Source organism: Roseateles sp. P5_E11 (assembly GCF_054049355.1).
In genome coordinates this window covers 1-6,367 of record NZ_JBFUMO010000337.1, presented here as the reverse complement: position 1 = coordinate 6,367, position 6,367 = coordinate 1, and the positions used below count along the sequence as shown (strand labels likewise).

Below are 6,367 nucleotides of genomic sequence, written 5' to 3'. Positions count from 1 at the left end.
ACGCCATGCGCCCGCGCAGCCCCTCTCCCGAAGGGTTGTCACTCAAAAGCCCGCGCGCGGCGTTGCGCAGCCTCGCTGGGGACGACCCCAGCTTCGACTTCGCGCCTTGCTCGCGGGTTTTTGAGTGGCAACGCATCCGTTCCCCTGAGGGTGAGCAGGCCCCCAGTCTCGCATGCGGACTTGTCCGTGCGAAAGGCTGCGGCCATCATCCGCCGTCCTCCCGAGGAGACCACCATGGCCACCAAGACCCGCAAGCCCGCCACCGCCAAGAAAGCCGCCGCCAACGCCGTTTCCGCACCCAAGCTGGACGCACGCCCCGATCGCCTGGACCTGCGCGATCTTGTCTACCGCTCGCCGCTGCGCTCCCTGCCGCCGCGCTGGCCGATGGACAGCGACCTGAAACGACTGCTGCCCGCCTACGTGAAAGCTGGCCGCATCCTCAACCAGGGCAATGAAGGCGCCTGCACCGGCTTCGGCCTGGCCTGCGTGACCAACTACCTCTACTGGCTGCGCCACCTCGACGCGCCGCGCAGCCGCACGCAGCCCGAAACCGTCAGCCCGCGCATGTTCTACGAGCTGGCCAAGCTCTACGACGAATGGCCCGGCCAGGACTACGAGGGCTCGTCCTGCCGCGGCGCCCTCAAGGGCTGGCACAAGCACGGCGTCTGCTCCTTCAAGCTGTGGCCCTATCCGCTGAACAAGAAGGGCAACGGCATCTTCGAGCGCCCCGCGGCGGGCTGGGACGATGACGCGACGACGCGAGCGCTCGGCGTCTACTACCGCGTCGACAAGAAGAGCGTCGTCGACATGCAGGCCGCCATCTACGAGATCGGCGCCATCTATGTCTCGGGCGACGTGCACGACGGTTGGACGCTGGACGAATCGCCCATGCCGGCCAGCCACGACAAGCTGCCGCGCATCGAGCGCATGGCCCGCAAGACCGGTGGGCACGCCTTTGCGCTGGTGGGCTACAACGAGCGCGGCTTCGTCGTGCAGAACAGCTGGGGCACCGGCTGGGGCGCCAGCGGCTTCGCCATCCTCAGCTACGAGGACTGGATCACCAACGGCACCGATGCCTGGGCCGTGGCCCTGGGCGTGCCCCAGGACCTGTCGGACATCAAGAGCCGCCAAGCCGTGGCGGCGGCAAGAGGAGCCAAGGCCGCACGCGTGGCAGGCGGGTTCCGCGCCATGGCCGGCCGCGGCCTGTCGGACGTCGGCGCCACGCTGCGCGTCGACGACAACCCGCGCGATGACCCCTGGCCCATCAACCACGTCTTCGCCCACAAGCCCTACCAGCCATTGCGCACCGACGAGGCCTACACCCACACCCTGGTCTCGGGCAACGACGGCCAACTGATGGCGACCGACTTCACCCGTGCCCGCGACGACCGCGAAGGCCTGGCGCGCGAGATCGTCGTCGAGCGCCCCGCGGCCTGGTTCAAGGCCAGCAAGGGCAAAACCGTCAAGCTCGCCATCTACGCCCACGGCGGGCTGAACTCGGAGATCGGCTCCGTCCAGCGCATCCGCGTGATGGCGCCCTACTTCCTGGCCAACGGCATCTACCCGCTGTTCTTCACGTGGAAGACTGGCCCGGGCGAGACGTTGACGGACATGCTCGAGGATCTCAAGCACCGCATCGTCGACTCGGCCGATGTCAGTACTGGCACGCTGGACCGCCTGCGTGAGGTCGCCGCCGAGGCCAAGGACCGCGCCATCGAGGCCGTCGGCCGCCAGTTCGCGCGCGGCATCTGGAGCGAGATGCGCGAGAACGCCGAGGGTGGCGCGACAGCCGACCATGTGCTGGACCTGGCCGCCCGCATGCTGCGCGAGCTGCGCGACGCGCTGGCCAAGAGCGGCAAGACGCTGGAAGTCCACCTCATCGGCCATTCGGCCGGCTCCATCCTGATCGGCCATCTGCTCGGCCGCCTGGGTGGTGCCAACGTCGTGCAGGCCGCCAGCTGCGAGCTTTACGCCGCCGCCTGCTCCAGCGGCTTCGCCGTGCAGCACTACGGTGCGGCCGGCCAGGCTGGCGTGCTGTCGCTGGACCGCCTGCGCCTGCACGTGCTGACCGATGCCAACGAGCGCGCCGACGGTCTGCCCAACGCCGAGCGCGACATCTACGGCAAGTCCCTGCTCTACCTCGTGTCGCGCGCGCTGGACGACATCCGCAAACAGCCGCTGCTGGGCATGGAGCGCGCCCTGGTGCCGCCGGACGCGGCGTGGCTGGACGACCAGTGGGCCGGCCCGCCGAATGCCGACGTTGCCGCCTGGCTCAAGCTGTGGCCCGGCGGCAACCTACTGAACCGCGTGACGACGCCCAAGATCCGCACGACCAAGGCCGGTGACCAGATCGATGCCAGTCATGGCAGCTTCGACAACAACATCGACATCCTGACCGGCACGCTGGAGCGCATCCGCGGCGACGCCCTCGTCGCGCCGATGGAGTGGCTGGACTACTGACGCGTGGGGACGGTTGGAGATGTCCGGTTCCGGCCAGCGCAGGGCTGGCCAAGCGGCCACCATGAGCCATCATTTCTGGAGACGGCCATGGCCTCCATCCACCGCGAAATCCTCGTCGATGTCCCCGCCGCCACCCTCTGGGATGCGATGCGCGATCCCGGCGCGCTGCACACCCGCCTCGCGCCCGCCTTCGTCACCGAGTGCAGGATGGACGGCAATACGAGTGATGAACAGGCCCGCGAGCTCCGCTTCGCCAATGGCATGACGGTGCGCGAACTCATCGTCGACATCGACGACGACCGCCGCCGCATCGCCTGGTCGGCCGTCGGCGGGCGGCTGACCCACCACAACGCCTCGACGCAGATCTTTGAGGAAGGCAGCTCACGCTGCCGCGTCGTCTGGATCGCCGACCTGCTGCCCCACGCACTGGCACCGGCCATCGCCACCATGATCGAGGCAGGGCTGCAGGCCATGAAGGCGCACGCGGAAAGCATTTTCACCGCCTGACTGGCTTCCAATCCAATCGTTGCAATCGACAATCCTTCGCGACAACCTTGATCCGAATGGAATGCGTTCTGTAAAGCGCCTGCTTATCCTTGTCCTGCCCTGGTTGCTGTTCGTCAGCGGCATCGGCATCGTGTTCAAGCCTCAAAGCGGCGCGCAATGGCTTCTGGCTGGGCACTGGCTGCTGATCCCCTTCCTGCCTGTTTACGTGCTTCTTGTGTGGCTTGTGTTTCGCGCCACCCGGCCTCCCAAGGAGACGCCGACGACGCGGTGGATCAAGTCCGTGCAACAGCGAAAGAAATAGCAGAGGCGTCGACAATCACGACCATGAAATACCTCCACACCATGGTGCGCGTCGAGAACGTCGACGCGTCGCTGCGTTTCTACCGCGACGCCCTCGGCCTGCACGAAGTCAAGCGCTCCGAAAGCAGCGCCGGCCGCTTCACGCTCATCTACCTCGCCGCGCCAGGCGACGAAGACGCCCAGGTCGAGCTGACCTACAACTGGCCGGACGCCGACGGAAAGGCAGAGACCTACACCGGCGGCCGCAACTTCGGCCACCTGGCCTACGCCGTAGACAACATCTACGCCGCCTGCCAGAAGCTGATGGACCACGGCGTGACGATCAACCGCCCGCCGCGCGATGGCCGCATGGCCTTTGTGCGCTCGCCCGACGGCATCTCCATCGAGCTGCTGCAGGCCGGCCCGTCGCTGGCGCCGGCCGAGCCCTGGGCGTCGATGGCCAACACCGGCAGTTGGTAAGCCCGCGCCGGGCGTGGTGCAGGCTGAAGCGGGCGACGCCGCGACGTTGACCGGCCTGCGGCTGGGTGCCTGGGTGCTGTGGCGGCGCATCGGCCGCGGCGGCCTCGGCGAGGTCTGGGAGGCCGAGCGCGCCGACGGCCTCTACCAGGCCAGCGCCGCCATCAAGCTGCTGCACGGCGACAGCGCAACGCCTGCCGTCGCGCGGCGCTTCCTGCGCGAGCGTGCAGCGCTGGGCCGCCTCACGCACACCGGCGTCGCCGCCCTGCTGGACGCCGGCGTGCAGGCGCCCCACGCCTACCTGGTGCTGGAGCTCGTCGACGGCCTGCCGCTGGCCGAGCATGCGCGCGCCCAGCTCCCCACCGTGGCGGACCGCGTCACGCTGCTGCTGCGCGTGGCCGAGGCGGTGGAATACGTCCATGCGCGCCTGGTCGTGCATCGCGACCTCAAGCCCGCCAATGTGATGATCACGGCCGCAGGCCTGCCCAAGCTGCTGGACTTCGGCCTGGCGGCCTCTCCCGGCCAGGCCGTGGACGAGGCCCGTGCCGGCCTGACACCGGCCTACGCAGCCCCCGAGCTCATCGAGAGCGGCGACGCCGGCACGGCGGTGGATGTCTTCGCCCTGGGCGTCATGCTTTTCGAGCTGCTGACGGGCCGGCTGCCCTTCGGTGCGCGTGGCGACAGCCGCGCGGCGCTGGAACACGCAGTGCTGCACCAGCCCCCGCATCGCTTCGCCGCGTTGCTGGGCACGCCCGAGGACGAGGACGGCCCCGGACGCCCGCGCGACGCGCAGCGCGCCCGCGGCGACCTCGAGGCCATCGCCGCCAAGGCCCTGCACAAGAACCCGGCCGAGCGCTATGTCGGCGTGCATGCCTTCATCGAGGACCTGCGGCGCTGGCAGACCCAGCGCCCCGTGATGGCCAGGCGCCGCCTCAGCCTGCGGCACCGCACCGCCCTGCTGCTGCGCCGCCACACGCTGCTGGCCGGCCTGTCGGTGCTGCTGCTGGCCAGCTTGACGGCCGGCATCGCCGCCAGCCGCTGGCAATGGCGCGAGGCCGAGTTGGCACGCCAGCGCAACGACAGCGTCGCGCGCTTCATCACCGAGCTGCTCGCCGGTGGCAGCCTGCCTCGCCAGGGCCGCATGCCGTCGGTGCTGGAACTGCTGGACGACAGCCGCGACCGCCTGGACGAGTTCGCCGACGACCCCGCGACGCGGCAACGGCTGCTGGAGGTGCTGTCGCGCACCTACATGGCCCTGAACCGCTTCGACCATGCCCTGCCCTTGGGCGAGCAATGGCTGGCGCTGGCACGCCAGCAGCATGGCGAGGACGAAGCGGCGGTGCTGCAGGCCCGGCTGAGCCTGGGCCAGGTGCACCAGATCATGGGCAACGACGACGAGGCCATCGCGCTGCTGGAGCCGATCGCGGCGCCGCTGGCACGCCGTTTCGGCCCCGACAGCGAGGCGGTGCGCCAGCAGCAGTTCATCCTGGCCGCCGACTACATGCACGTCCGCCGCCTGGACGACGCCGAACGCGCGCTGGAACGCGTGCGCGTGCTGACCGACAGGCTCCACCCCGGCGACGACTACGAACGCGCCGACTACCTGCAGAACCTCGGCGTGCTGCGCCAGCGCCAGGGCCGCCTGGCCGAGGCGCTGGACCTCGTGCGGGCGACGCAGCCGATGTGGACCAGCACCGACCCGCGGTTGACGTTGCCCGTGCTGGTGCTGCGCCACAGCGAGATTTCAATGCTGACGCTGAACGCGCTGTTCGACGGCATCGACACACGCGCCGCGCCACTGCTTGCCGACATCCGCAGCAAGCTCGGCCCTGGCAACGACCTCGCGCTGCAAGCCGCTACCGGCTGGGCCGAGGCGCTGCAGCTGCAGGGCCGCCATGCCCAGGAGGTGCGCACCCGCCAGGCGCTGCTGGACGGCGCCCGTGCCGACGGCCTGGCCCCGGACTCGCTGCTGATCTACCGCGCCGAACTGCTGCTCGCGCAGGCGCGTCTGGGCCAGCCCGACCTGAATGCCATGCGCGCCCTGGTGACCGAGGCCGCCGCGCTGGACGGCGGGCCGCGCGGCCGCTGCCTGCTGCTGGCGGCGGACGCCGCCCTGGCCGCCGGCAACCCGGCCCTGGCCGCCGAGGCCGTGCAACACGTGCGCGACAAGCCACTGTCCCCCGCCCTCGCCCTGCCCGGCAGCCGGCTGGCCAAGGTCGAGGGCCGGCTGGCCCGCGCCCGGGGCGAGCTGGCCCGCAGCGCCGAGCTGCTGAGCCAGGTGCGCGGCGTCGGGCGCGTCCATGCCTGGGGCTCGCGCCTGGATGCGGCACTGACCGCCGTGCTGCAAGGCTCGCCCGAGGCGCCTGCCCTGCTCGCCCAGGCGCGCCAGGCCCGGCCCGCCAGCCTGCCCGACAGGCACCCGCTCGACCTCGTCAGCCACTGGCTGGAGGCGCGCCAGGCCGCGGGTCGTGACGACGGCCCTGCCGTGCGTGCCGCCTGGGCGGCGCTGGCCGGCGCACGCGGCCCTGGCGCTGAAGCACCCACGCTGGGCAACCTCGGCGGGCTTTTCCCCTAGGAGTCTGCGCGGYAGAGGCGTGGCCCGCGTTGAGGCAGGCAGGGGCGCAGGCAAGGCGCGAGGAGGCCG

General features: G+C 70.5%; 5 protein-coding genes. All 5 read left to right on the top strand.

Annotated elements, in window-relative coordinates; all coding sequences use genetic code 11:
• Positions 1 to 234: 234 nt before the first annotated feature.
• The 5 genes from ACXJKR_RS21110 to ACXJKR_RS21090 all read left to right on the top strand — a co-directional run bounded on the left by ACXJKR_RS21110 (position 235) and on the right by ACXJKR_RS21090 (position 6,298).
• Positions 235 to 2,460 (top strand): C1 family peptidase, encoded by a 2,226-nt coding sequence (locus tag ACXJKR_RS21110; protein ID WP_457324488.1) that lies wholly within the window; start codon positions 235 to 237, stop codon positions 2,458 to 2,460.
• A gap of 87 nt (positions 2,461 to 2,547) precedes the next feature.
• The gene (locus tag ACXJKR_RS21105) at positions 2,548 to 2,967 is read left to right on the top strand and encodes an SRPBCC family protein (RefSeq protein WP_457324487.1); all 420 of its coding nucleotides are present in this window, start codon (positions 2,548 to 2,550) and stop codon (positions 2,965 to 2,967) included.
• Positions 2,968 to 2,986: 19 nt separating this feature from the next.
• Positions 2,987 to 3,268, top strand: coding sequence for a hypothetical protein (locus ACXJKR_RS21100; RefSeq protein WP_457324486.1), 282 nt, complete (start codon positions 2,987 to 2,989; stop codon positions 3,266 to 3,268).
• A 23-nt stretch (positions 3,269 to 3,291) separates the two neighbouring features.
• Positions 3,292 to 3,726: a VOC family protein gene (locus tag ACXJKR_RS21095; RefSeq protein ID WP_457324485.1), complete on the top strand. Its 435-nt coding sequence runs from the start codon at positions 3,292 to 3,294 to the stop codon at positions 3,724 to 3,726.
• Between the two features lie 16 nt (positions 3,727 to 3,742).
• Entirely contained in the window at positions 3,743 to 6,298 is a 2,556-nt protein-coding gene (locus ACXJKR_RS21090) for a protein kinase domain-containing protein (RefSeq protein WP_457324484.1), read from the top strand.
• The last annotated feature ends 69 nt before the right edge of the window (positions 6,299 to 6,367 follow it).